Genomic DNA, 24992 nt, shown 5'->3' with positions numbered 1-24992 from the left:
ACTACACCTCATTAAAAAACAGAGTATAACTGGATTCACTGAAACCAAGCAGCATAGGCTTACCCGGCGCGCAGAGCAATGGGCGTTTGATAATTGCTGGCATTTCAATCATCAACGCGGCGGCGGAAGCCGCATCGGTGATTTGACTGCGCGTGGATTCATCGAGTTTACGCCAGGTGGTTCCACGCGTATTGAGCAGCGCCTCCCAACCTAATTCGCTGATAAAGGACTGTAATAGCGTGTTGTCCAGACCGTCGACGCGATAATCATGAAAACGGTAGTCAATACCTTGAGCCTCCAACCAGCGTCTGGCTTTTTTAATCGTGTCGCAATTCTTAATGCCGTAAAGGGTGATCATTTGAATCCTTATTGACGTAATTTGAATATTTATTCTTATGTTCTGTGGCAATGAATAATACATATTGTCATTCAATCGTTATAGAAAAATATAACATTGTTGAACAACAGTGAATAATGATTCCTGAAAGCTCCAAAAAATACCGTATAACTAAAAATCAGAATCTGCCTGTTTGCATCAGCCTGTTTTTTCATCAGAATTGCAAAAGTAGTAGATGATGTATGAATATTTCAAAATATTGCAGTAAGTCACATAAAATTTATGGGTATAGCGCATAGTGATCACATAAACCCCAAACACTGGAGGAATCAATCGCAACCATCGGTTAAATTGCCTTCTTTTAATGATGATGATTTCGTAGAATGCCCATAATAATAAGAGAGGTTGTTATGATTGAACGTGAACTGGGGAACTGGAAAGACTTTATCGAAGTGATGCTTCGTAAATAATTTTCTGGAAGAAATTCATATCCTGTAAAGGATAAAAAAAGGCGACTCAACGTAAGTCGCCTTTTTTGTGTCCGATTATTCTGGGCGTGGCTTCAATGGGAAGCGTCTGCGCACCAGCACAAAGAACAGGGGAACGAAGTAAATCGCCAGGATAGTGGCTGAAATCATCCCGCCCATTACGCCTGTCCCCACCGCATGTTGACCGCCAGAACCAGCGCCACTGCTGATGGTCATCGGCAGCACCCCGAAGATAAACGCCAGTGACGTCATCAGAATTGGGCGTAAACGTTGGCGACAAGCATGGAGCGTGGCGTCGAGCAGATCGTGTCCTTTCTCGTTCATCTCATTGGCGAATTCAACAATCAATATTGCGTTCTTCGCCGATAGCCCGATAACGGTAAGTAACCCGACCTGGAAATACACATCGTTTTCCAGGCCGCGCATCCAGGTCGCCAGTAGCGCGCCAATAACCCCCAGCGGCACGACCAGCATGACGGAGAAGGGTACCGACCAGCTTTCGTACAGTGCCGCCAGACACAGGAACACGACCAGCAAAGAAATGGCGTACAGGGCAGGGGCCTGAGAGCCCGACAGCCGTTCCTGATAAGACATCGCAGTCCATTCGAGGCCAAACCCTGTCGGCAACTGGCGCACCAGCGATTCCATCACGTCCATTGCCGTACCGGTACTGACGCCGGGCGCGGCTTCGCCGACAATCTCGACTGCGGAGTAGCCGTTATAGCGTTCCAGACGTGGAGAACCCGTTTCCCAGCGTGAAGTCGCAAAGGCCGAGAAAGGCACCATGCCACCGTTGTTATTGCGGACGTACCACAAGTTAATGTCGTCCGGGAGCATGCGATATTTTGCTGCCGCCTGCACGTAAACCTTCTTCACGCGGCCCCGGTCCATAAAGTCATTGACGTAGCTGGAACCCCAGGCCGTTTGCAATGTGTCATTGATGTCGTCGATGGAAACGCCCAGCGCCTGGGCTTTGCGCTGATCGATATCAATTTGCAACTGCGGGCTGTCGTCCAGACCGTTATGACGAACGCGGGTAAGGGACGTGTCTTTCCCTGCCAGCTCAATGAGTTTGTCGCGCGCGGCCATTAACGCATCATGGCCCGCACCGGCGTGATCCTGCAGCTCCATATCGAAACCGGCAGAGCTTCCGAGGCCGCTGATAGCCGGAGGGCTGCTGGCGAAGACGCGGGCTTCTTTAATCTTATTAAAGGCTTTGGTCGCACGTTCGATGATGGCGAAAGAGGTTCCGGTAGTGGTGTCGCGCTCATCCCAGTCTTTTAAGCGGACAAACATACGCGCCACGTTTTGACCGTTCCCGCCAGGGCCAGAACCGACCGTGGAAAAGACTGACATAATGTTGTCTTTCTCATGGGTGAAGTAATACTTCTCCACTTCCTCAACCACTTTCAATGTTTGCTGCTGTGTGGAGCCGCTGGGCAGCTGTACCGAGGTGGTAAACATGCCGCGGTCTTCCAGCGGTAGGAAGGAGGTTGGCAGGCGCAGGAACAGGAAAACCATTCCACCGAGCAGCAGGCCGTAGATCAGTATCCAGCGCAGGCTGCGGTGCAGAATTCTGGCAACGCCTTTTTCGTAGCGCTCGGCGTTGCGATTAAACATCCGGTTAAACCAGCCGAAGAAACCGGTTTGTCCGTGATGCTCGCCCTTATGCAGCGGTTTGAGCAGGGTGGCGCACAGTGCGGGGGTCAGGATCATCGCCACCAGAACAGACAGCACCATGGCGGAGACGATAGTAATCGAGAACTGGCGGTAAATAGCCCCGGTAGTGCCGCCGAAGAAGGCCATCGGGATAAACACCGCTGACAGCACCATGGCGATACCGACCAGCGCGCCCTGGATTTGCCCCATAGATTTTCGTGTCGCTTCCCGTGGTGAGAGTCCTTCCTCACTCATAATACGCTCGACGTTTTCCACCACCACAATGGCGTCATCGACCAGCAGACCGATCGCCAGCACCATCGCAAACATCGTCAAGGTGTTTACGCTATAGCCAAAGGCGTAAAGCACGGAGAAGGTACCCATCAGGACGACGGGAACGGCGATGGTGGGAATCAGCGTGGCGCGGAAGTTTTGCAGGAACAGGTACATCACGAGGAATACCAGTGCAATAGCTTCCAGCAGGGTTTTTACCACGTCGATGATTGAGGCTTTGACAAAGGAGGTGGTTTCATAAGCCACCTTATATTCCAGCCCATGCGGAAAATACTGTGACAGCTCGTTCAGACGGTTAATGACCAGCGTTGCTGTCGCCATTTCATTGGCGCCTGAAGCCAGCTTCACGCCCAGGCCGGAGGCAGGATTTCCATTAAAGCGGCTGAGGTAATCATACTTTTCAGCACCCATTTCGACCGTCGCCACATCGCCCAGTTTAACTTCTGAACCATCCTGGTTGACGCATAGCGTAATGGCGCGGAATTCATCCGGAGTCTGCAGTAGCGACTGGGCGTTGATCGTCGCGTTCAGCGCCTGCTTGTCCACCGAAGGCGTACCGCCAAGTTGTCCGACGGCAATCTGCGCATTCTGTGACTCGATAGCGTCGGTCACATCTTTAGCGGTCATCTGGAAACTGTTCAGTTTGGCCGGGTCAAGCCAGATACGCATGGAGTACTGTGAGCCGTAAGCGTCAATATCTCCCACGCCGTTAATACGGCTGAGTGGATCCTGAATGTTACTGGCGACGTAGTCGGCGATGTCCTGCTTATCCATTGAGCCATCGGTGGAGACAAAGGCGATAGTCAGAATATTGGTGTCCCCGGTCTTACGCACCGTGACCCCCTGATCCTGTACCGCCTGCGGCAGTTTACGCATTGCCGATTGCAGCTGGTTTTGCACCTGCTGGACGGCCTCGTCAGGATCGGTTCCGGCAACGAAGCTCAACGTAACCGTAGCCTGACCTGTCCCGCTGCTCTGCGATGACATGTACATCAGGTTATCGAGACCGGTCATGTTCTGCTCGATAACCTGGGTGACGGTGTTTTCCAGAGTCTGAGCCGAAGCGCCAGGATAGTTGGCGGTGACCCGCACGTTTGGCGGTGCCAGATCGGGATATTGCTCAACGGGCAGTGAAAAAATAGCCAGGGCTCCTGTCAGGCACAACAGGATAGCTAACACCCAGGCAAAAATGGGGCGATCGATGAAAAAATTCGCCATTAAAAGAGGACCTCGTGTTTCTGCGTATCGTTATGGGTATGGCTTGCTTCACTTTAGCGGCAAGGTACGGGTCAAACGTGGAGAAAAAAAGAAGATAATGTAAATTATCATGCCCGTTTACAGCATACCTTTCGTGCCAACGCCGTCAGGCCTGGATCCAGACCCGACGGCGCTTTGCGGTTCTTTACGTTAGCTCACTGTCTGATTCAGCCGAACGGAAACTGATGCTCACCAGCGTGCCCCCTCCGGAGGGTTGAGAGAAGGTCAGCGTGCCGCTCAGTCTTTCCGCTCGTTCGCGCATAATATTTAAACCGTAGTGCCCCGTAGGCTCGTGTGGTTCGCCAATGCCGATGCCGTTATCGCGGATATAAACCGTGTGGTTGCCGTCCGGAGCCGTTACGCAGCTGACGGCAATTTCGCTCGCGCTGGCATGCTTAATGGCGTTCAGCACCGCTTCGCGGATGATCTGCAACAGGTGCACCTGCATTTGCGCATCCAACGCCAGCGTGGGTAACCGACAGTCGAGTGTGAGTTTAGCTGAGGTTTGATTTTGCAGCGTTTCCAGCATTTCATGCAGGGCGGAGGGTAAGTCTGCCTGCTGTAAGGTCAGACGGAAGGTGGTCAGCAGCTCGCGCAATTGACGATAGGCATCATTCAGCGCCTGGGAGAAATCCGCCATAATGCTTTGCGCCGGGGCGTTATCCTCCGGGATTGAACGTTTAAGCAACGTGAGCTGAATGCGTAAATAAGAGAGCACCTGCGCCAGCGAGTCGTGCAGCTCGCGTGCAATCGTCGCTCGCTCCTCCATTAACAACAGCTGCTGAAAATGTTTTTGCGCCTGGTTGAAGTACAACCCGCGTCCCAGCATCGAGGAGACGCTGTTGAGCAGCGGAGTAGAAGCATTGACGTTTGGACTTTGCCAGTGCAGTTCGCCGTAGACGGTTTCCTGCATGGTGACAGGCAGGATCTGCATCGGTAGCTCGAGGCTTTTAGTCCCTTCGCTAATCCGCCAGTTATCACCGACGGTGAGTTCAAGGAAATACGCGGCGTCATGTTCGCGGACGATCTGTAAAATATGGCGGAAGCAGTGCACGTCAATCTGGCTGGTATTTAACGCCTGGGAGCACTGATACAACACCTCCAGACGGCGATTGGCTTCGTGGAGATCGTGAGTTTTCTCGGCCACAGACGCTTCCAGCGAGCGATACAGTTTGTGTAATTCACTCGACATCTGGCTAAATGTTTTGCCCAGCAACCCCAGTTCATTAGGCAAACCGGTATCCAGCGGTGGGATATCAAATTGACCGTGTTCAATTTGCTGACTGGCCATCACCAGTTTATTCAGCGGACGCACCACCTGCTGGCGAATGCGCCGCAGGGTAAAGAAGACGAGGGTGAATATGCCGATCCCGCCCGCCAGCGAGATGCCAAATACCAGCATTACTTTACGCTCGGCATAATGCTGCAACGCCAGCACGAAGAGATCGATCTGATCGACGTAGTTGTTGATGTTGGCCTGGTACCATTTTAAATCGCCGTCGATCAGGCGGGCGTTCATTTCCAGCCAGTTAGCATGCAGACGTCCATAGCGGCTTTTTACCGCTTGTGGCACATACCACGCGTTCAGATTCTGTAATGCTGGCGAGTTTAGCGCCTGCTGGAAAAGCTGGCGGTGGGCGTTAAGCTGCGGGCTCTGGCTTTGTAGATCGTAACCCAGACGGTAGCTTTGCATGCGCAATGAGCCAGCAACGTTGATGGCTTCGGCATCTCGCAAGCTGCTGGTCAGCGTGAGCAGCGCAATACCCGTTGAGAGAATCGACAGCATCACTATGTAGAAAAAAGCTTTAGCCAGACTGGCCGAGACCGGACGCTTTACCGTCACTTGTGCATCCTCACACAATACACGTCGCGCCTGAAAACAGCGTGAACGATGCGGTGTATTTGATAAATGTTAATAAAACGCCATGAAACTGGATGGTAACTGAAACGCAATTTCATATGCGATGAAATAAATTGATCTGCCACAGGTTCTGGATAAATAGTTGTGCTTCCTGGGCAAATGAACATTGCCGCTTCCTTCCGTGTCGGTTAATAACACTCTTATAAAGAATAAGGTTTTTGCAACCAAAAAAGAAGGAAGCCATGAATCGTTTTATTATGGTCAATAGCCAGCAGTGCCTGGGATGCCATGCCTGTGAGGTCGCCTGCGTCATGGCTCACAATGGCGAACAGCATGTCCTGAGCCAACGGCATTTTCAGCCCCGAATTACCGTCATTAAGCATCAGCAGCAGCGCAGCGCGGTGACCTGCCACCACTGCGAAGATGCACCCTGCGCCAGAAGTTGCCCAAACGGGGCAATTAGCCATGATAACGACAGCGTTCAGGTGAACCCGCAAAAGTGTATTGGCTGTAAATCGTGCGTTGTAGCCTGTCCTTTCGGCACGATGCAGATCGTACTCACTCCCGTCGCCAAAGGGAAGGTGAAAGCTACCGCGCACAAATGCGATCTGTGCCAGGGGCGTGAACAGGGACCCGCCTGCGTAGAGAACTGTCCGGCGCAGGCGTTACAGCTGGTGACGGAAAATTCGCTTACCGGTCTGTCAAAAGCGCGCAGGCTGCGTACCGCAAGTCTGGAAAGCCAGCCATGGCATGCCAGCACTACCGATTTTGTTCCACATGTCATCACTAAACGTGAGCAAATGCAGGCGACGCCTGCGCGCGGGGAGCCGGATAAACTGGCGATTGAGGCCCGGAAAACCAGCTTTGAAGAGATCTATCTGCCGTTTCGTACGGCGCAGGCGGAGCGCGAAGCCTCTCGCTGCCTGAAATGCGGCGACCACAGTATTTGCGAATGGACCTGTCCACTGCATAACCACATTCCGCAGTGGATTGAACTGGTCAAAGCCGGGAATATCGACGCGGCGGTTGAGCTTTCTCACCAGACCAACTGCCTGCCGGAGGTGACCGGACGCGTATGCCCGCAGGATCGACTCTGCGAAGGGGCATGTACGGTGCGTAGCGAGCATGGCGCAGTTACCATCGGTAATATTGAGCGTTACATCTCCGATCGGGCGCTGAGTAAAGGATGGCGACCGGACTTAAGCCATGTGCAGAAAGTGGACAAGCGTGTTGCCATCATCGGTGCGGGTCCGGCGGGTCTGGCCTGTGCGGATGTGCTTGCGCGCAGCGGCGTCAGCGCCACCGTTTACGATCGCCATCCTGAAATTGGCGGTTTGCTGACGTTCGGTATTCCGGCCTTCAAGCTGGACAAATCGCTGCTGGCGCGTCGCCGTGAAATCTTCAGCGCCATGGGCATTCATTTTGAACTTAACTGTGAAGTGGGTAAGGATGTCGCGCTTGAAAAGCTGCTGGAGGATTACGATGCCGTGTTCGTGGGTGTAGGAACCTATCGTTCCATGAAGGCTGACCTGCCAAATGAAGACGCGCCAGGCGTGTATGATGCGCTGCCGTTCCTGATTGCCAACACCAAGCAGGTGATGGGGCTGGAGGAACTGCCTGAAGAACCGTTTATCGATACCGCCGGACTAAACGTGGTTGTGCTGGGCGGAGGCGATACGGCAATGGACTGTGTGCGAACCGCCCTGCGTCATGGCGCAAGCCAGGTGACCTGCGCCTATCGTCGTGATGAAGCCAACATGCCCGGCTCGAAAAAAGAGGTGAAGAACGCCCGGGAAGAGGGGGCAAATTTCGAGTTTAACGTTCAGCCGGTTGAGCTGGTGTTGCATGCCGATGGGCGAGTCAGCGGTGTGCGTTTCTTACGTACTCAACTTGGCGAACCTGATGCGCAGGGCCGTCGCCGCCCGGTTCCCATTGCCGGGAGTGAGTTTGTGATGCCCGCAGATGCGGTGATTATGGCGTTTGGTTTTCACCCACACGGCATGCCGTGGCTGGAGTCGCATGGCGTTAAAGTCGATAACTGGGGGCGCATTGCCGCCGATGTTGAAAGTGCATACCGTTATCAAACCAGTAACCCGAAAATCTTTGCCGGTGGTGACGCGGTACGCGGTGCAGACCTGGTGGTTACGGCTATGGCGGAAGGGCGGCACGCCGCCCAGGGGATCGTCGACTGGCTGGGCGTAAAATCAGTCAAATCTCATTAATCGGCGAGTAGGCCGGATAAAACGCGTTAGCGTTGCCATCCGGCAATGTGCCGCATGAATGCCTGATGGCGCTTTGCTTATCAGGCCTATATTGTTCCAAGACAAACCCGGTTTCACGGCGTAGTATTATTTCTCACTTCTTGCTGTGGAGCCGGTATGTCGCAAAAAATTACCCTCATCAAAGATAAAGTCCTTTCCGATAACTACTTCGTCCTGCGCAATATCACTTATGACCTGACCCGTAAGAATGGAGAGGTGATCCGTCACAAACGTGAGGTTTACGATCGTGGCAACGGCGCCACAATCCTGCTGTATAACCCGGAGAAGAAAACGGTGGTGCTCATCCGCCAGTTTCGCGTTGCGACATGGGTCAACGGTAACGAAGACGGTCAACTGATTGAAACCTGCGCCGGGCTGCTGGATAACGACGAACCGGAAGCATGTATTCGAAAAGAGGCGATTGAAGAGACCGGCTTTGAAGTGGGTGAAGTACGTAAACTGTTTGAGCTATACATGTCGCCGGGCGGTGTGACGGAAATAATCCACTTCTTCATCGCGCAATACCGTGACAGTCAGCGGACAAACGCGGGTGGCGGCGTGGAAGATGAAGATATTGAAGTTCTGGAACTGCCGTTCACACAGGCGCTGGAAATGATCAAAACGGGTGAGATCCGTGACGGTAAAACGGTGCTATTGCTGAACTATTTGCAGTCATCGCATCTCATGGACTAATGCGCGGGATTTATATTTCTTTACAAATTTACGGCCAATCCGACGATTCTTATTGAGCCACATCAGTCGCGCAAGGAAGATACCGCTTAGGCTGTGTGTTTTGACTTCGGGGTTGTACCGTCCATGCGCTATCGCGTTATTCTCCTTTTCCTGCTCGGGTTGCTACCCGCCCGATTGCTGTGGGCTGCGCCCGCGCAACAGGCATTTTCTGACTGGCAGGTAACGTGTAATAACCAAAATTTTTGCGTGGCGCGTAATACCGGAGAGCACCACGGCCTGGTCATGACCTTGAGCCGCAGCGCCGGGGCACATACCGACGCCGTGTTGCGTATTGAGCTGGGCGGGCTGGAATCGTCCAGCGTCAAAGAGAGCGATATTGCGCCGCGTCTGCTGTTGGATGGTGCGCCACTCTCGCTGAGCGGCGAGCACTGGCGCATAACTCCCTGGCAGCTGACGACCGATGATCCCGCCACCATCAGCGCATTTTTACAAACCGTACAGGACGCGAAGGCGATTACCCTGCAAAAAGGTGCGCAAAACCTTTCGCTGGTCGGGCTAAAAGCCGCATTGTTGTTTATCGACGCCCAGCAAAAACGGGTGGGGAGCGAAACCGCATGGATTGAAAAAGGTGACGAGCCTCCGCTCAGCGTACCTCCGGCCCCCGCGCTGAAAGGTGTAGCGGTCATTAATCCAACGCCAACGCCTCTCTCACAGCAGGAGCGCGGTGAACTGCTGGACTATGGTAACTGGCGGATCAACGGTATTCGTTGCTCTATCGATCCGCTGCGTCGCGAGATGCGCGTCACGGCCCTAACAGATGATAAAGCGCTGCTGATGATTGGCTGTGAGGCCGGGGCGTATAACACCATCGATCTGGCGTGGGTGGTTTCACGTACGACTCCGTTGACTTCACGCGCGGTACGGTTAAGCCTGCCGTTTAAAACGGATGCAGAAAGTCGCGATATGGAGCTGACCAACGCTACGTTTGACGAGAAGTCGCGGGAGCTGGTCACCCTCGCTAAAGGACGAGGGTTGGCAGATTGCGGTATCCAGACCCGCTGGCGCTACGACGGTCAACGTTTTCGCCTGGTACGCTATGCCCAGGAGCCAAGCTGCGATAACTGGCATGGGCCAGATGCCTGGCCCACACTGTGGATCACGCGTTAAGCACCTTGTGCGCTTTGTCGACGATGTTATCTACCGTAAAGCCGAAGAACGGGAACAGTTTGTCCGCTGGAGCCGACTCTCCATAACCCGTCATCCCAACAATTGCCCCTTTCAGCCCGACATATTTGTACCAGTAGTCAGCAATTCCTGCTTCTACCGCCACGCGAGCGCTGACGTTTGCTGGAAGGACCGATTCCCGGTACGCCTCATCCTGGGCGTCGAAGATATCGGTTGAGGGCAGAGAAACCACTCGCACGTTACGACCTTCTCCGGTCAGTTTTTCCGCTGCCAGCAGCGTGATTTCCATTTCTGAACCGGTAGCAATCAAAATAACATCCGGCTTACCGCCGCCATCCTTCAGCACATAGCCGCCGCGGGCAATTTGCTGCACCTGCTCAGGCGTGCGCTCAACCTGTGCCAGATTCTGCCGCGAGAGGATCAGCGCCGTTGGCCCGTCATGACGTTCGACTGCCAGCTTCCAGCCTACCGCCGCCTCAACCTGATCGCACGGTCGCCAGGTACTGAAATTAGGCGTCAGGCGCAGGCTAGCGAGCTGTTCAACGGCCTGGTGCGTAGGACCATCTTCCCCCAGGCCAATCGAGTCGTGGGTATAAACCATGATTTGTCGGGCCTTCATCAGCGCCGCCATACGCGCGGCATTTCGGGCATATTCGACAAACATCAGGAACGTAGCGGTGTACGGTACGAAGCCCCCGTGATGGGCGATACCGTTGGCAATCGCCGTCATACCAAATTCACGCACGCCGTAGTGGATGTAGTTTCCTGCATGATCCTCTTTAAGAGAGGAAGAGCCTTTCCAGATGGTCAGGTTGCTGGGGGCCAAATCCGCCGAACCGCCAAGCAGCTCTGGCAGTATAGGCCCGTAGGCGTTAAGGGTATTTTGCGAGGCCTTACGGGTGGCGATTTTGGCCGGATTGGCCTGCAGCTCGGTAATATATTTCTGGGTTGTTGCCTCCCACTCTTTCGGCAGCCCACCGCTCATCCGGCGAGAAAACTCTGCCGCCAGTTCCGGGTAGGCTTGTTGGTAAGCTGCGAATTTCTCCTTCCAGCCCTGTTGCGCTTTTTCGCCTTTCTCGCGTGCGTCCCACGCCCGGTAAATCTCTTTGGGGATCTCAAAAGCAGGATGATGCCACCCCAGCTTCTGCCGGGTCAGTGCCACCTCTTCTTCGCCCAGCGCAGCGCCGTGCGCTTCCTCTTTCCCTGCTTTATTTGGTGAGCCAAAACCAATCACCGTGCGGCAGATAATCAGCGATGGTTTATCGGTAACAGCCTGCGCTTCCTGAATGGCTTTTTTCACCGCCTCTGGGTCATGACCGTCAATGTCGTGTACCACATGCCAGTGATAAGCCTCAAAACGTTTCGCGGTATCGTCGGTAAACCAGCCGTCGGTTTCACCATCAATCGAGATGCCGTTGTGATCGTAGAAGCCAATGAGTTTGCCAAGCCCCAGCGTGCCCGCCAGCGAACAAGCCTCGTGTGAAATACCCTCCATCAGACAGCCGTCGCCCATAAAGACCCAGGTAAAGTGGTTAACAATCTCATGGTCCGGCTGGTTAAACTGCGCTGCCAGCGTACGCTCGGCAATGGCCATGCCGACGGCGTTGGCTAAACCCTGACCCAGCGGTCCTGTCGTGGTTTCCACGCCCGGCGTGTAGCCAATTTCCGGGTGCCCTGGCGTCTTCGAATGGAGCTGACGGAAGTTCTTTAATTCTTCGATCGGCAGATCGTAACCGGAAAGATGCAACAGGCTGTAAAGCAGCATTGAGGCGTGGCCGTTGGACAGAATAAACCGGTCACGATCGTACCAGGTGGGGTCGGTCGGGTTATGGCGTAGAAAATCGTTCCACAGAACTTCGGCGATATCGGCCATCCCCATTGGTGCTCCAGGGTGGCCGGAGTTAGCTTTTTGGACGGCATCCATACTTAGCGCACGAATGGCATTGGCAAGCTCTTTACGGGTCATAGGAAATACTCCTTGAAAAGTAAAGTGTTAGATGCGTGTTGTGATTCACACTTTTGGGAAAATTGCGGGCGTTGTCAGCAAAAAGCATAGCAGACAGGCATGGTATTGCTGGATTAAGCAGGTAACATGGTTGTTATAAATTGATAACAAATTCTTTCTTTGAATGGTGAGAGTTTGGGGACCTTCAAAGTTTGTACCGTTGACTGAGGTGATAATGTGCGGCTCAGTAGAATGGTTACCCGCGCCACTTTTTTGATAGATACGTGAAAGGAACAACAAGATGGATGACCAGTTAAAACAAAGCGCCCTCGATTTCCACGAATTTCCGGTACCCGGTAAAATCCAGGTTTCTCCGACCAAGCCTCTGGCAACGCAGCGCGACCTGGCGCTGGCCTACTCGCCGGGCGTGGCTGCACCGTGTCTTGAAATTGAAAAGGACCCGCTGGCAGCCTACAAATACACCGCGCGCGGCAACCTGGTTGCGGTTATTTCCAACGGCACAGCGGTGCTGGGTCTCGGCAACATTGGCGCGTTGGCCGGCAAACCGGTGATGGAAGGTAAAGGCGTTCTGTTTAAGAAATTCGCCGGGATCGACGTGTTCGACATTGAAGTCGATGAACTCGATCCGGATAAGTTTATCAATGTGGTTGCGGCCCTGGAGCCCACGTTTGGCGGTATCAACCTCGAAGATATTAAAGCGCCGGAGTGCTTCTACATTGAGCAAAAACTGCGCGAGCGCATGAATATTCCGGTCTTCCACGATGATCAGCACGGTACGGCAATCATCAGTACTGCCGCTATTCTGAACGGTCTGCGGGTGGTTGAGAAAAATATCTCTGACGTGCGCATGGTGGTGTCTGGTGCAGGTGCGGCGGCGATTGCCTGTATGAACCTGCTGGTAGCGCTGGGTATGCAGAAACACAATATTGTGGTCTGTGACTCCAAAGGTGTGATTTACAAAGACCGCGAACCGAACATGGCGGAAACCAAAGCGGCTTACGCGGTGGTGGATGACGGTAAGCGTACGCTGGATGATGTCATTGACGGCGCAGATATTTTCCTCGGCTGCTCGGGCCCGAAAGTGCTGACGCAGGAAATGGTTAAGAAGATGGCGCGTGCGCCAATGATTCTGGCACTCGCCAACCCGGAGCCGGAAATCCTGCCGCCGCTGGCAAAAGAGGTGCGTTCCGACGCCATCATCTGTACCGGTCGTTCAGACTACCCGAACCAGGTTAACAACGTCCTGTGCTTCCCGTTCATCTTCCGCGGTGCGCTGGACGTTGGTGCGACGGCCATCAACGAAGAGATGAAACTGGCGGCGGTGCACGCCATTGCTGAGCTGGCGCATGCCGAGCAGAGTGAAGTGGTGGCCTCTGCTTATGGCGATCAGGACCTGAGCTTCGGCCCGGAATACATCATTCCGAAACCGTTCGACCCGCGTCTGATCGTCAAAATCGCCCCTGCTGTGGCGAAAGCGGCGATGGACTCCGGCGTGGCAACGCGTCCGATTGCCGACTTTGACGCTTACATCGATAAGCTGACTGAATTCGTCTACAAAACCAACCTGTTCATGAAGCCGATTTTCTCCCTGGCACGCAAAGCGCCGAAGCGCGTGGTGCTGACCGAAGGGGAAGAAGCGCGCGTACTGCACGCTACCCAGGAGCTGATCACGTTAGGGCTGGCAAAACCGATCCTGATCGGTCGTCCGAGCGTGATCGAGATGCGCATCCAGAAACTGGGTCTGCAGATCAAAGCGGGCGTCGATTTTGAAATCGTCAACAATGAGTCCGATCCGCGCTTTAAAGAGTACTGGAGCGAGTACTACCAGATTATGAAGCGTCGTGGGATTACCCAGGAGCAGGCGCAGCGTGCGGTGATTGCCAACACTACGGTGATCGGCGCAATCATGGTACAGCGTGGCGAAGCGGATGCGATGATCTGCGGTACGATTGGCGACTACCATGAGCACTTCAGCGTGGTGAAAGAGGTGTTTGGTCATCGCGACGGAGTGCATACTGCCGGGGCGATGAACGCCTTGCTGTTGCCAAGCGGTAACACCTTTATCGCCGATACCTACGTCAACGACGATCCTACGCCTGAGCAACTGGCGGAAATCGCCGTGATGGCGGCAGAGACCGTGCGTCGCTTTGGTATCGAACCGAAGGTGGCGTTGCTGTCGCACTCCAACTTTGGTTCCTCTAACTGTCCGTCGGCCAGCAAAATGCGCGACGCGCTGGAGCTGATTAAGGCGCGCGCGCCAGAGTTGATGATTGACGGCGAAATGCACGGCGACGCCGCGCTGGTGGAAAGCATCCGTAATGACCGCATGCCGGACAGTCCGTTGAAAGGCTCAGCGAATATTCTGGTGATGCCGAATATGGAAGCTGCCCGTATTAGTTACAACTTACTACGCGTTTCCAGTTCTGAAGGCGTAACGGTTGGCCCGGTGCTGATGGGGGTTGCGAAACCGGTTCACGTATTAACGCCGATCGCCTCCGTTCGTCGTATCGTTAATATGGTGGCGCTGGCGGTTGTAGAAGCCCAAACGCAGCCGCTGTAATTTCACTTTAATTTATTTCCGGCGCGGGTTTCTCCCGCGCCTTTTTATTTTCCCTTTCTTAGTGATCTACTTCACCTTTTAAACCTGGTTGCCGAATTTTGTTATTTACTCTGACAAAAAATTGCCACGATGAGGGCAGTTTTAGCGGAGGCGGTGAGCAATGGAAAAAGAACGCATTATTCAGGAATTTGTGCCGGGGAAACAGGTCACGCTGGCGCATCTCATTGCGCACCCCGGCGAGGAATTAGCGAAAAAGATCGGCGTTCCCGAAGCGGGCGCTATCGGCATCATGACGCTGACGCCAGGCGAAACCGCGATGATTGCCGGTGACTTAGCCATGAAGGCGGCGGATGTACATATCGGTTTTCTCGATAGATTCAGCGGCGCACTGGTGATCTACGGTTCGGTAGGCGCAGTAGAAGAAGCGTTATTACAGACGGTAAGCGGTCTGGGTCGATTATTAAATTTCACTTTGTGCAACCTGACAAAAAGTTAATCAGAGGCGGCGATGAAACGTATTGCATTTGTCGGTACGGTGGGGGCGGGGAAAACAACGCTCTTTAATGCGCTACAGGGGAATTATTCCCTCGCCAGAAAAACACAGGCCGTGGAGTTTAATGAAAATGGCGATATCGATACGCCAGGGGAATATTTTAGCCATCCGCGTTGGTATCACGCCTTAATTACCACGCTGCAGGATGTCGATACGTTGATTTATATACACGCGGCAAATGATAAAGAAAGTCGCTTACCTGCCGGGCTGTTGGATATCGGCGCCAGTAAACGACAAATCGCCGTTATCAGTAAAACGGACATGCCGGATGCCGACGTCGCCGCAACGCGACAACTACTTCGCGGGATGGGGTTTCAGGAGCCGATTTTTGAGCTCAATAGCCATGACCCGCGCAGCGTGCAGCACCTGGTGGATTATCTGACTGAGCTCAGCCAAAAGGAGGAAAGGGCAGGTGAAAAAACTCATCACAGCTAACGATATTCGTGCGGCCCACGCACGCGGCGAACAGGAAATGTCGGTTGTTCTGCGCGCCAGCATCATTACCCCGGAGGCGCGCGAAGTTGCGGAGCTGCTGGGCGTTACCATCAGTGAATGCGATGAATCCGCGCCAACTGCTGCTGTACCGGCGGCGGTTGATGATGGCAAAACGGAAAGCCAGCGCATTCGCGAAACCATCATTGCGCAGTTACCGGAAGGGCAGTTTACCGAAAGCCTGGTCGCCCAGCTGATGGACAAAGTTATGAAGGAGAAGCAGTCGCTGGAGCAGGGCGGAATGCAGCCGAGTTTTAACTCGGTAACCGGCAAAGGCGGCGTCAAAGTCATCGACGGCAGCAGCGTGAAGTTTGGTCGTTTTGACGGCGCGCAGCCGCACTGCGTGGGCTTAACCGATCTGGTGACCGACCAGGACGGTAGCAGCATGGCCGCCGGGTTCATGCAGTGGGATAACGCTTTTTTCCCATGGACGCTGAACTACGACGAAATCGACATGATTCTGGAAGGCGAGCTGCACGTTCGCCACGAAGGCGAAACCATGATTGCAAAAGCCGGGGACGTCATGTTTATCCCGAAAGGTTCCAGCATCGAATTTGGTACGCCATCGACGGTGAAGTTTCTGTATGTGGCCTGGCCTGCGAACTGGCAGTCCTGCTAAGGCGGATGTATGAAGGATTTCATTACCGAAGCATGGCTCAGAGCGAATCATACGCTCAGCGAAGGGGCTGAAATTCATCTCCCCGCTGACGCTCGCCTGACGCCGTCTGCCCGGGAATTACTGGAAAGCCGACATCTGCGTATTAAGTTTATCGACGAGCAGGGCAGCCTGTTTATTGATGACGAAGAACAGCAGCCGCAGCCGGTGCATGGATTAACCAGCAGTGATACGCATCCACAGGCCAGCTGCGAACTGTGCCATCAACCGGTGGCGAAGAAACCGGACACCCTGACGCATCTGACGGCGGACAAGATGGTCGCCAAAAGTGACCCTCGGCTGGGATTTCGCGCCGCGCTGGACAGCACCATCGCCCTGGCTGTGTGGTTGCAGATTGAGATGGCAGAACCGTGGCAGCCGTGGCTGGCGGATATCCGCTCGCGCCTGGGCAATATTATGCGCGCTGACGCCATGGATGAGCCGCTGGCAGCACAAGCTGTCGTGGGTTTAAGTGACGAAGATTTACACCGTCTTTCGCATCAACCGCTGCGCTATCTGGACCACGACCATCTGGTGCCTGAAGCCAGCCACGGACGTGATTGCGCGCTGCTTAATCTGCTGCGTACCAAAGTCCGTGAAACGGAGACGGTGGCGGCCCAGGTGTTCATCACTCGCAGTTTTGAGGTTATGCGACCGGACATTATGCAGGCGCTCAACCGCCTTTCCAGTACGGTCTACGTGATGATGATTCTGAGCGTTGCGAAGCATCCGCTGACGGTTAACCAAATTCAACAGCGACTGGGGGAGAAGCAATGATCATTGAACGTGCTCGTCAACTCGCCCAACGCTCACCGGCACGGGTGGTGTTTCCGGATGCGCTGGATGTCCGGGTGCTGAAGGCGGCGAATTACCTGCATCAGCACGGTCTGGCACATCCCATTCTCGTCGCCAGCCCGTTTGCGCTGCGCCAGTTTGCCCTCAGCCACCGGGTGGCAATGGATGGCATTCAGGTTATCGATCCGCAAAGCAATCAGCCAATGCGCGAAGAGTTTGCGCTGCGCTGGCTGGCTCGCGCGGGAGATAAAACGCCTGCGGATGCGCTGGAAAAACTCAACGATCCGCTGATGTTCGCCGCTGCAATGGTCAGCGCGGGTAAAGCTGACGTCTGTATTGCGGGCAATCTCTCATCAACAGCGAACGTGCTGCGTGCCGGATTACGCATTATCGGGCTACAGCCTGGCTGTAAAACGCTGTCGTCAATTTTCCTGATGCTGCCGCAGTACCTTGGTCCGTCATTAGGTTTTGCCGATTGCAGCGTCGTGCCGCAGCCCACCGCCGCACAGTTGGCGGATATTGCAATTGCCAGCGCGCAGACATGGCAGGCGATCACTGGTGAAGAGCCGCGCGTGGCTATGCTGTCGTTTTCAAGTAATGGCAGTGCTCGCCATCCTAACGTCGCTAACGTGCAGCAGGCGACCGAGATCGTTCGTGAGCGTGCCCCGCAGCTTACCGTGGACGGAGAACTGCAATTTGATGCCGCCTTTGTTCCGGATGTCGCAGCGCAAAAAGCGCCCGCCAGTCCGTTAAAGGGCAATGCCAATGTGATGGTCTTCCCATCGCTGGAGGCAGGCAATATTGGCTACAAAATCGCTCAGCGTCTGGGAGGATATCGCGCAGTAGGTCCGTTGATTCAAGGGCTTGCCGCACCGCTTCATGATCTCTCTCGTGGCTGTAGCGTACAGGAAATTATCGAACTGGCGTTGGTGGCAGCAGTGCCGCGCCAGACTGACATGAGTCGTGAAAACGCCTCGCACACACTGGTTGTATAAGGTCCCGTTCTGGACCCCCTTTGACTTAAGAGGAAAGCATAATGGAAGCATTAGGAATGATTGAAACCCGGGGCCTGGTTGCACTGATTGAGGCTTCTGACGCAATGGTTAAAGCGGCACGCGTGAAACTGGTTGGCGTGAAGCAGATCGGTGGCGGTCTGGTCACTGCCATGGTCCGTGGCGATGTAGCGGCATGTAAAGCTGCAACGGACGCAGGTGCTGCGGCAGCACAGCGTATTGGCGAGCTGGTTTCAGTACACGTGATCCCACGTCCGCACGGCGATCTGGAAGAAGTGTTCCCGATCAGCTTTAAAGGCGACAGCAACGACATGTAAGTCGTCCATGTGACGCCACAGACTTCATTGCTGGCGTCACCCTCTCTCCTTTTCACATTACCTTCTGCGGAGGGTAGGGGGAGGTTTTACCTGAAATATGCCACGGAGGCGCGTATGAAACTGGCAATCGTTACAGGACAAATTGTTTGTACCGTACGCCATCAGGGGCTCGCGCACGACAAGTTGCTGATGGTGGAAATGATTGACGCCCATGGAAATCCCGACGGGCAATGTGCTGTTGCTATCGACAGCATCGGGGCGGGAACCGGAGAGTGGGTGCTGCTGGTCAGCGGAAGCTCCGCCCGTCAGGCGCACCGGAATGAATCATCGCCTGTCGATCTGTGCGTGATTGGCATTGTCGATGAAGTGGTGGCAGGTGGTCAGGTGATCTTCCATAAATAAGGCAGAAAATCATGAATCAACAGGATATTGAACAGGTCGTGAAAGCGGTACTGCTGAAAATGAAAGACAGCAGCCAACCCGTCAGTGCCGTTCAAGAAATGGGCGTTTTTGCCTCCCTGGATGACGCAGTGGCGGCAGCAAAACTAGCCCAGCAGGGGTTGAAAAGCGTCGCCATGCGCCAACTGGCTATCACGGCCCTACGTGAGGCGGGCGAAAAGCACGCCAGAGAATTAGCGGAACTTGCCGTCACTGAAACCGGCATGGGACGCGTCGAAGATAAATTTGCCAAAAACGTGGCGCAGGCGCGCGGCACGCCGGGTGTGGAATGCCTGTCTCCACAGGTTCTGACCGGCGATAACGGTCTGACGCTGATTGAAAACGCACCGTGGGGCGTGGTGGCCTCGGTAACTCCATCCACCAACCCGGCCGCGACCGTCATTAACAACGCCATCAGCCTGATTGCCGCTGGTAACAGCGTGGTCTTCGCACCGCATCCGGCGGCGAAAAAAGTCTCTCAGCGCGCTATCACTCTGCTTAACCAGGCGGTAGTTGCCGCAGGCGGTCCGGCAAACCTGTTGGTGACGGTTGCCAACCCGGATATCGAGACTGCCCAGCGTCTGTTCAAGTACCCGGGTATCGGCCTGCTGGTGGTGACCGGTGGTGAAGCCGTGGTGGACGCCGCGCGTAAGCACACCAACAAACGTCTGATTGCCGCTGGTGCGGGTAATCCGCCAGTGGTGGTTGATGAAACGGCTGACCTGGCACGCGCGGCGCAGTCGATAGTCAAAGGTGCATCGTTTGACAACAACATCATCTGCGCCGATGAAAAAGTGCTGATCGTGGTCGATAGCGTCGCTGATGAACTGATGCGTCTGATGGAAAGCCAGCATGCGGTGAAACTGACCGCGGCTCAGGCCGAACAGCTGCAGCCGGTGCTGCTGAAAAATATCGATGAGCGCGGTAAAGGCACAGTCAGTCGTGACTGGGTCGGGCGCGATGCCGGAAAAATCGCTGCGGCGATTGGTCTGAACGTACCGGAGCAAACCCGTCTGTTATTCGTCGAAACCTCCGCGACGCATCCGTTTGCCGTTACCGAACTGATGATGCCGGTGCTGCCGGTCGTGCGGGTTGCCAACGTCGATGAAGCCATTGAACTGGCGGTCAAGCTGGAAGGCGGCTGCCACCATACGGCGGCGATGCACTCACGCAATATCGAAAATATGAACCGTATGGCAAACGCCATTGATACCAGCATCTTCGTTAAGAACGGACCGTGCATTGCCGGTCTTGGACTGGGCGGTGAAGGCTGGACCACGATGACTATTACCACACCAACCGGGGAAGGGGTGACCAGTGCGCGTACGTTTGTGCGTCTGCGTCGCTGTGTGTTGGTAGACGCCTTCAGAATTGTATAAGGAGTAAATGAGATGGCGCACGACGAACAACGTTGGTTGACACCCAGACTGCTAAAAGCGGCAACGCTATGTAACCAGACGCCCGCAAAGAGCGATTCACCGCTGTGGTTGGGCATTGATTTGGGAACGTGTGATGTGGTGTCGATGGTTGTGGACAGTGACGGACAGCCGGTCGCGGTTTGCCTGGACTGGGCCGATGTCGTGCGCGATGGCATCGTTTGGGATTTCTTTGGTGCGGTGACCATCGTTCGTCGCCATCTCGATACGCTCGAACAACAACTGGGTTGCCGTTTTACCCATGCGGCAACCTCGTTTCCACCGGGAACTGACCCACGCATCTCTATTAACGTGCTGGAGTCTGCCGGGCTTGAAGTGAGCCATGTCCTCGACGAACCAACCGCGGTGGCGGATCTGTTGCAGCTTGATAACGCCGGCGTGGTGGATATTGGTGGTGGCACTACCGGGATTGCGATTGTTAAACAGGGCAAAGTGACTTACTCCGCTGATGAAGCGACTGGCGGGCACCATATCTCTCTGACGCTGGCCGGGAACCGTCGTATCCAGTTGGAAGAAGCCGAGCAGTACAAGCGCAGCAATGGCAAAGAAATCTGGCCGGTGGTGAAGCCTGTCTACGAAAAGATGGCGGAAATCGTGGCGCACCATATTGCCGGACAGGATGTCGCTGATTTGTGGCTGGCGGGTGGCTCCTGTATGCAGCCAGGCGTTGATGAACTGTTCCGTAAGCGTTTCCCGGAGCTGCAGGTGCATTTACCCCAGCACAGCCTGTTTATGACTCCGCTGGCGATTGCAAACAGCGGAAAAGAAAAAGCGGAAGGAATCTATGCAAGCTGAATTGCAGACCGCGCTCTTTCAGGCATTCGATACCCTGAATCTGCAACGCGTTAAAACGTTTAGCGTTCCACCGGTCACCCTTTGCGGATTGGGAGCGCTCAGTACCTGCGGTCAGGAAGCACAAACGCGCGGACTGACGCACATGTTCGTCATGGTAGACAGCTTTCTGCATCAGGCTGGGATGACCGCGGCACTGGAGCGCAGCCTGGCGATGAAAGGTGTGGCGATGACGCTGTGGCCGTGCCCGGTGGGCGAACCGTGCATTACGGACGTCTGCGCGGCAGTCGCGCAACTGCGTGAATCGAAGTGCGACGGTGTCGTGGCTTTCGGCGGCGGTTCCGTGCTGGATGCCGCCAAGGCAGTGGCGTTGCTGGTGACCAATCCTACTCAGACGCTGGCTGACATGGACGAGCGCAGCGTGTTACGCCCGCGTCTGCCGCTGATTGCCGTACCGACTACCGCCGGAACGGGCTCAGAAACCACGAACGTCACGGTGATTATCGACGCCGCGACCGGACTCAAAAAAGTGCTGGCCCACGCAACCCTGATGCCGGATGTGGCGATCCTTGACGCCGCATTGACGGAAGGCGTGCCTGCACACGTAACGGCGATGACCGGGATTGATGCACTGACGCACGCCGTTGAAGCGTATAGCGCACTGAACGCGACGCCGTTTACCGACAGCCTGGCGATTGGCGCGATAGCGATGATCGGTAAATCGCTGCCGAAGGCCGTCGGCTACGGTCAGGATCTGGCTGCGCGCGAAAGCATGCTGCTGGCTTCCTGTATGGCCGGGATGGCGTTTTCCAGCGCTGGGCTTGGCCTGTGCCATGCGATGGCGCACCAGCCGGGGGCGACGTTGCACATTCCACACGGACAGGCTAACGCCATGCTGCTTCCCACGGTAATGGGGTTCAACCGCATGGTGTGTCGTGAGCGCTTTAGCCATATCGGACGCGCGTTAACCAACAAGAAATCGGACGATCGTGATGCTATCAACGCGGTCAGCGAGTTGATTAGCGAAGTGGGCCAGACCAAACGACTCTCTGACGTTGGGGCAAAGCCCGAGCAGTACAGCGCATGGGCTCACGCCGCGCTGGAGGATATTTGTATTCGCAGTAACCCACGCACCGCCACGCAGGCACAGATCATCGACCTGTACGCGGCTGCCGGGTAATGCCTGTAGGCCGGATAAGGTGCTCGCACCACCATCCGGCAATAACACGGCGTTAATGCCGGAGGCGACGTAAACGTCTTATCCGGCCTACAAATCACAAATGACAGGGAGTAGGGGCTATGGGAATTAACGAAATCATCATGTACATCATGATGTTCTTTATGCTGATTGCCGCCGTGGACAGGATCCTGTCGCAGTTCGGCGGTTCGGCACGCTTCCTCGGTAAGTTCGGTAAGAGTATTGAGGGATCGGGCGGCCAGTTTGAAGAAGGTTTTATGGCGATGGGCGCGCTGGGTCTGGCGATGGTCGGTATGACCGCGCTGGCACCGGTTCTGGCGCATGTGCTCGGGCCAGTAATTATTCCGCTGTATGAAATGCTGGGCGCGAACCCGTCGATGTTTGCCGGAACGCTGCTGGCGTGCGATATGGGCGGCTTCTTCCTGGCGAAAGAACTGGCGGGCGGCGACGTTGCGGCGTGGCTGTACTCTGGCCTGATCCTCGGGGCGATGATGGGGCCGACGCTGGTGTTCTCTATTCCGGTTGCGCTGGGGATTATTGAACCGTCTGACCGTCGTTATCTGGCGCTGGGCGTGCTGGCGGGTATTGTCACCATTCCAATTGGCTGTATTGCGGGCGGTTTGATTGCGATGTACTCCGGCGTCGAAATCAACGGACAGCCGGTGGAATTCACCTTCGCGCTGATCCTGATGAATATGATCCCGGTGCTGATCGTGGCTGTGCTGGTGGCGCTGGGACTGAAATTCATCCCGGAAAAAATGATCAACGGCTTCCAGATCTTCGCGAAATTCCTGGTAGCGCTGATCACCATCGGCCTGGCAGCAGCAGTGGTCAAATTCCTGCTCGGCTGGGAGCTGATCCCAGGTCTTGATCCTATCTTCATGGCTCCGGGCGACAAGCCGGGTGAAGTGATGCGCGCCATCGAAGTTATCGGTTCTATTTCCTGCGTACTGCTCGGTGCGTACCCAATGGTACTGCTGCTGACCCGCTGGTTTGAAAAACCGCTGATGAGCGTCGGTAATCTGTTAAAAATCAATAATATTGCGGCTGCCGGTATGGTTGCGACGCTGGCGAACAACATCCCAATGTTCGGCATGATGAAGAATATGGATACCCGCGGCAAAGTGATCAACTGCGCCTTTGCGGTCTCCGCGGCCTTTGCACTGGGTGACCACTTAGGCTTCGCCGCTGCCAACATGAACGCGATGATCTTCCCGATGATTGTCGGCAAGTTGATTGGCGGCGTGACGGCGATTGGTGTGGCTATGCTGTTGGTACCGAAAGATGAAGATGTGCCAGCAGAAGTAGAAACCAACCCGGAGGCGCAATCGTGAATACTCGCCAGCTACTGAGCGTCGGTATCGATATCGGCACCACTACCACTCAGGTGATTTTCTCGCGCCTTGAGTTAGTCAACCGTGCGGCAGTGTCGCAGGTGCCGCGCTACGAATTCATCAAACGCGAAATTAGCTGGCAAAGCCCGGTGTTCTTTACCCCCGTTGATAAGCAGGGCGGGTTGAAAGAGGCCGAACTTAAGGCGCTGATCCTCGCCCAGTATCAGGCGGCGGGTATTGCGCCTGAGACTGTTGATTCCGGTGCGATCATCATCACCGGAGAAAGTGCCAAAACCCGTAATGCGCGTCCGGCGGTGATGGCGCTCTCTCAGTCGCTGGGGGATTTTGTGGTGGCCAGCGCCGGTCCGCATCTGGAATCGGTGATTGCCGGTCACGGTGCGGGGGCACAAACCCTGTCCGAGCAGAAGTTGTGCCGCGTACTGAATATCGACATTGGTGGCGGTACGTCGAACTACGTTCTGTTTGATGCCGGAAAGGTCAGCGGTTCGGCTTGCCTGAACGTCGGCGGACGACTGCTGGAAACGGACGGCCAGGGGCGAGTAGTACATGCGCATCAGCCGGGGCAGATGATTGTTGATGACGTATTTGGTCCGGGCACCGACGCCCGAACCCTCAATGCGGCGCAGCTTGTTCAGGTAGCCCGACGGATGGCGGCGCTGATTGTGGAGGTGATTGACGGCACGTTATCACCGCTGGCGCAGGCGCTGATGCAAACCGGCCTGTTACCGGCGGGCGTGAAACCGGAAGTGATTACGTTGTCCGGCGGGGTGGGCGAGTGCTACCGCAACCAACCAGCCGATCCGTTCTGTTTTTCCGACATTGGCCCGCTGTTAGCGACGGCGCTGCATGAACATCCGCGCCTGCGTGAGATGAACGTGCAGTTCCCGGCGCAAACCGTGCGCGCCACGGTGATTGGCGCCGGTGCGCATACGCTGTCGCTTTCGGGCAGCACCATCTGGCTGGAAGGTGTGGCGCTTCCGCTGCGCAATCTGCCGGTGGCGATTCCGGTTGATGAGGCTGATTTGGTGGCCGCCTGGCAACAGGCGCTAATGCAGCTCGATCTGGACCCGCAAACGGACGCCTACGTGCTGGCGCTGCCCGGTTCGCTGCCGGTGCGCTATGCCGCGCTGTTAACGGTGATTGATGCGCTGCTGGCCTTTGTCGCGCGCTATCCGAATCCGCATCCCCTGCTGGTGGTAGCCGAGCAGGATTTTGGTAAGGCCCTGGGCATGCTGTTACGCCCACAGTTACAGCAACACCCGCTGGCAGTCATCGATGAGGTGGTTGTCCGGGCGGGGGACTATATCGACATTGGTACGCCTCTTTTTGGCGGATCGGTTGTGCCGGTGACGGTGAAATCACTCGCATTTCCTTCCTGAGGGAACGA

At 55.2% G+C, this 24992-nt stretch carries 21 protein-coding genes; 17 read left to right on the top strand and 4 right to left on the bottom strand.

The window, feature by feature from the left end:
- Nucleotide 1: 1 nt before the first annotated feature.
- Nucleotides 2-358, bottom strand: coding sequence for an ArsC family reductase (locus OGX83_RS17655; RefSeq protein WP_003835078.1), 357 nt, complete (start codon nt 356-358; stop codon nt 2-4).
- A gap of 389 nt (nt 359-747) precedes the next feature.
- Here OGX83_RS17655 and ypfM point away from each other — a divergent pair, with 389 nt between their 5' ends.
- Nucleotides 748-807 (top strand): protein YpfM, encoded by a 60-nt coding sequence (ypfM, locus tag OGX83_RS17650; protein WP_001386977.1) that lies wholly within the window; start codon nt 748-750, stop codon nt 805-807.
- A 75-nt stretch (nt 808-882) separates the two neighbouring features.
- Here ypfM and acrD read toward each other — a convergent pair whose 3' ends face one another.
- Together acrD and narQ are read right to left on the bottom strand one after the other, a co-directional pair.
- On the bottom strand, nt 883-3996 hold the full coding sequence (gene acrD, locus OGX83_RS17645) for a multidrug efflux RND transporter permease AcrD (protein ID WP_286588749.1): 3114 nt from the start codon (nt 3994-3996) through the stop codon (nt 883-885).
- A gap of 184 nt (nt 3997-4180) precedes the next feature.
- Nucleotides 4181-5878 carry a nitrate/nitrite two-component system sensor histidine kinase NarQ gene (gene narQ / locus OGX83_RS17640; protein ID WP_020996701.1) on the bottom strand — a complete coding sequence of 566 codons (1698 nt, stop codon included), beginning with the start codon at nt 5876-5878 and terminating at the stop codon, nt 4181-4183.
- Between the two features lie 260 nt (nt 5879-6138).
- On the opposite strand from narQ, the gene aegA reads away from it, so the two are divergent.
- The 3 genes from aegA to OGX83_RS17625 all read left to right on the top strand — a co-directional run bounded on the left by aegA (nt 6139) and on the right by OGX83_RS17625 (nt 10017).
- Nucleotides 6139-8118: a formate-dependent uric acid utilization protein AegA gene (gene aegA, locus OGX83_RS17635; RefSeq protein ID WP_008785428.1), complete on the top strand. Its 1980-nt coding sequence runs from the start codon at nt 6139-6141 to the stop codon at nt 8116-8118.
- Nucleotides 8119-8274: 156 nt separating this feature from the next.
- Nucleotides 8275-8850: a GDP-mannose pyrophosphatase NudK gene (gene nudK, locus OGX83_RS17630; RefSeq protein WP_008785426.1), complete on the top strand. Its 576-nt coding sequence runs from the start codon at nt 8275-8277 to the stop codon at nt 8848-8850.
- Between the two features lie 123 nt (nt 8851-8973).
- On the top strand, nt 8974-10017 hold the full coding sequence (locus OGX83_RS17625; RefSeq protein ID WP_079935173.1) for a DUF1176 domain-containing protein: 1044 nt from the start codon (nt 8974-8976) through the stop codon (nt 10015-10017).
- Here the strand turns inward: OGX83_RS17625 and tkt are convergent.
- The gene (tkt, locus tag OGX83_RS17620; RefSeq protein WP_003835065.1) at nt 10007-12001 is read right to left on the bottom strand and encodes a transketolase; all 1995 of its coding nucleotides are present in this window, start codon (nt 11999-12001) and stop codon (nt 10007-10009) included. The two genes, OGX83_RS17625 and tkt, sit on opposite strands and share 11 nt — an antisense overlap.
- A 280-nt stretch (nt 12002-12281) precedes the next feature.
- Between tkt and maeB the strand changes: the two genes are divergently transcribed.
- The 13 genes from maeB to eutA all read left to right on the top strand — a co-directional run bounded on the left by maeB (nt 12282) and on the right by eutA (nt 24984).
- Nucleotides 12282-14561 (top strand): NADP-dependent oxaloacetate-decarboxylating malate dehydrogenase, encoded by a 2280-nt coding sequence (maeB, locus tag OGX83_RS17615; protein WP_003835063.1) that lies wholly within the window; start codon nt 12282-12284, stop codon nt 14559-14561.
- A 160-nt stretch (nt 14562-14721) separates the two neighbouring features.
- On the top strand, nt 14722-15057 hold the full coding sequence (eutS, locus tag OGX83_RS17610) for an ethanolamine utilization microcompartment protein EutS (protein WP_003037995.1): 336 nt from the start codon (nt 14722-14724) through the stop codon (nt 15055-15057).
- Between the two features lie 12 nt (nt 15058-15069).
- The gene (gene eutP / locus OGX83_RS17605) at nt 15070-15549 is read left to right on the top strand and encodes an ethanolamine utilization acetate kinase EutP (RefSeq protein WP_003037998.1); all 480 of its coding nucleotides are present in this window, start codon (nt 15070-15072) and stop codon (nt 15547-15549) included.
- Entirely contained in the window at nt 15527-16225 is a 699-nt protein-coding gene (gene eutQ, locus OGX83_RS17600) for an ethanolamine utilization acetate kinase EutQ (protein ID WP_032944171.1), read from the top strand. The genes eutP and eutQ overlap by 23 nt, the downstream gene beginning before the upstream one ends.
- A 9-nt stretch (nt 16226-16234) precedes the next feature.
- Nucleotides 16235-17038 (top strand): ethanolamine utilization cob(I)yrinic acid a,c-diamide adenosyltransferase EutT, encoded by an 804-nt coding sequence (eutT, locus tag OGX83_RS17595; protein ID WP_003835057.1) that lies wholly within the window; start codon nt 16235-16237, stop codon nt 17036-17038.
- Complete coding sequence (gene pta / locus OGX83_RS17590; protein ID WP_048224970.1) at nt 17035-18051, top strand: phosphate acetyltransferase; 1017 nt, start codon at nt 17035-17037, stop codon at nt 18049-18051. The genes eutT and pta overlap by 4 nt, the downstream gene beginning before the upstream one ends.
- Before the next feature lie 41 nt (nt 18052-18092).
- The gene (gene eutM / locus OGX83_RS17585; protein ID WP_003835054.1) at nt 18093-18386 is read left to right on the top strand and encodes an ethanolamine utilization microcompartment protein EutM; all 294 of its coding nucleotides are present in this window, start codon (nt 18093-18095) and stop codon (nt 18384-18386) included.
- 114 nt (nt 18387-18500) lie between these two features.
- Nucleotides 18501-18788: an ethanolamine utilization microcompartment protein EutN gene (eutN, locus tag OGX83_RS17580; RefSeq protein ID WP_267445478.1), complete on the top strand. Its 288-nt coding sequence runs from the start codon at nt 18501-18503 to the stop codon at nt 18786-18788.
- Between the two features lie 11 nt (nt 18789-18799).
- Nucleotides 18800-20203, top strand: a complete 1404-nt coding sequence (locus OGX83_RS17575; RefSeq protein WP_003835050.1) for an aldehyde dehydrogenase family protein — start codon at nt 18800-18802, stop codon at nt 20201-20203.
- Nucleotides 20204-20215: 12 nt separating this feature from the next.
- Complete coding sequence (eutJ, locus tag OGX83_RS17570; RefSeq protein WP_048234757.1) at nt 20216-21055, top strand: ethanolamine utilization protein EutJ; 840 nt, start codon at nt 20216-20218, stop codon at nt 21053-21055.
- Nucleotides 21045-22232, top strand: a complete 1188-nt coding sequence (gene eutG, locus OGX83_RS17565; protein WP_008785420.1) for an ethanolamine utilization ethanol dehydrogenase EutG — start codon at nt 21045-21047, stop codon at nt 22230-22232. Before eutJ ends, eutG begins: the two co-directional genes overlap by 11 nt.
- A 119-nt stretch (nt 22233-22351) precedes the next feature.
- Nucleotides 22352-23584 carry an ethanolamine utilization protein EutH gene (eutH, locus tag OGX83_RS17560; RefSeq protein ID WP_003835043.1) on the top strand — a complete coding sequence of 411 codons (1233 nt, stop codon included), beginning with the start codon at nt 22352-22354 and terminating at the stop codon, nt 23582-23584.
- Entirely contained in the window at nt 23581-24984 is a 1404-nt protein-coding gene (eutA, locus tag OGX83_RS17555) for an ethanolamine ammonia-lyase reactivating factor EutA (protein ID WP_103285613.1), read from the top strand. The genes eutH and eutA overlap by 4 nt, the downstream gene beginning before the upstream one ends.
- Nucleotides 24985-24992: the final 8 nt, after the last annotated feature.

This window comes from Citrobacter sp. Cpo074, assembly GCF_030332745.1.
In the GTDB taxonomy this organism is placed as follows: Bacteria; Pseudomonadota; Gammaproteobacteria; order Enterobacterales; family Enterobacteriaceae; genus Citrobacter; species Citrobacter portucalensis.
This window is presented reverse-complemented; position numbering and strand designations above follow the sequence as displayed.